This window comes from Microbacterium sp. CFBP 8801, from assembly GCF_014839455.1.
In the GTDB taxonomy this organism is placed as follows: Bacteria; Actinomycetota; Actinomycetes; order Actinomycetales; family Microbacteriaceae; genus Microbacterium.
The window spans coordinates 1-1792 of record NZ_JACYNU010000039.1; the positions used below are offsets into that span (position 1 = coordinate 1).

Genomic DNA, 1792 nt, shown 5'->3' on the forward strand with positions numbered 1-1792 from the left:
TACCGGTGACGAACCAGACCTCGTAGCCGTCGAGGTCGTTCTTGAGGGGGGTGCGGGTCATGCGGGTATTCCTTCGGTGGGGATGGAGGCGGAGGCCTCGGTCAGTGCGTCGCCGCGATCGCGGCATGCTCGATAGCGAGCCCCGCGCGGTATCGGCTGAGGTAGGCGGCGAATCCGGGGACGTCCTCCGGGTCGGGGTCGATGGAGTCGAACCCCGTCTGTGCGAAGACGCGGTCGGTGAGGTAGGTGTCGATCGAGTCGCCCGCGGTATCCGCGGCGAAGGCGGCGAGCACCGCGATGCCCCAGGCTCCGCCCTCGGACGCCGTCGCCGCGACCGCCACGGGGGCGTTCAACGCGCCGGCGAGGAAGCGCTGGGCGACGCCCGCGGTGCGGAAGACTCCACCGTGGGCGTACATGCGGTCGAGCTCCACGCCCTCGTCGGCGAGAACGCGCATACCGAGCGCGAGAGTGCCGAACACGCCGTAGAGCTGCGCGCGCATGAAGTTCGCCAGCGTCAGACGACTGTCGGGCGTGCGGACGAACAGCGGTCGCCCCTCCGGCAGTCCCGCGATGGGCTCACCGGCGAGGTGGTTGTAGGCCAGCAGGCCGCCCGCATCGGGCGCTCCGTCCAATGATTCGAGGAACAGCGCCTCGAACACCTCGTCGGGATCGAGCGTGCCGCCGGCGATCGCGGCGAAGCGCTCGAACAAGCCCACCCACGCGGCGAGTTCACTCGCCCCGTTGTTGCAATGCACCATCGCGACGAGGTCACCCGCGGGGGTGGTGACGAGGTCGAGCTCATCGTGCGCCCGATGCAGTGGACGCTCGAGCACGACCATCGCGAAGATGCTCGTGCCGGCGCTGACGTTGCCCGTGCGGGGGGCGACCGAGTTGGTCGCCACCATGCCGGTGCCGGCATCGCCCTCGGGCGGGCAGAACAGCACGCCCGCGCGCAGCGTTCCCGACGGATCGAGAAGTGCCGCGCCCGCGGCGGTCAGCTCGCCCGCCGCTTCGCCTGCCACGAGGACGTCGGGCAGCAGCGCGCGCAGCCGGAGGCCCGGCGCGCGTTCAGCGACGAGGCGGTCGAACTTGGCCGCCATGACCGCGTCGTAGTCGTGGGTCCGGACATCGATGGGGAACATGCCAGAGGCATCGCCCACGCCGAGTACGCGACGGCCGGTCAGCTTCTCGTGGACGTAGCCCGCGAGAGTGGTGAACGAGTCGACGTCGGGGACGTGGTCTTCCTCGTCGAGCACCGCTTGATACAGGTGGGCGATCGACCAGCGCAACGGGATGTTCGTCCCCAGCAGCTCCGAGAGCACGCCGGCCGCCCGCTCGGTCGAGGTGTTCCGCCAGGTGCGGAAGGGCACGAGCAGCTCACCCCCGGCGTTGAAGGCGAGATAGCCGTGCATCATCGCGGAGATACCGGCTGCAGCGAGCGTCTCGATCGCGACGCCGTGCAGGCGCTGCACCTCAGCGGCCAGCGCCGCGTAGGCGGTCTGCACGCCCGTCCAGACGTCTTCGAGAGCGTACGTCCAGTTGCCGTCGCGGTAGCGGTTCTCCCAGGCGAACGAGCCGGTGGCCAGAACGCGGGTGGGGTCGTCGGCGTCGACGAGGCACGCCTTGATGCGCGTCGAGCCGAGCTCGATGCCCAGGGCGGCGCGTCCCGATGAGATGACCGCGGCGGCCGGGAGGATCGCGGCGCTCACCGGCGCGCGTCCGAGTTCTGGCCGTAGACGTTCTGGTAGCGGTTGTAGAGGGCGTCGATCTTGTCCTGCGGGATCGGGATGAG

At 70.1% G+C, this 1792-nt stretch carries 1 protein-coding gene and 1 pseudogene; both read right to left on the reverse strand.

What is annotated here, in order from left to right; genetic code table 11:
* Window positions 1-101: 101 nt before the first annotated feature.
* Window positions 102-1709 carry an FGGY-family carbohydrate kinase gene (locus tag IFR11_RS16085; RefSeq protein ID WP_191916847.1) on the reverse strand — a complete coding sequence of 536 codons (1608 nt, stop codon included), beginning with the start codon at window positions 1707-1709 and terminating at the stop codon, window positions 102-104.
* Window positions 1706-1792: pseudogene (locus IFR11_RS16480) on the reverse strand (L-ribulose-5-phosphate 4-epimerase); the annotation flags it as partial. The gene IFR11_RS16085 and the pseudogene IFR11_RS16480, both read right to left, overlap by 4 nt.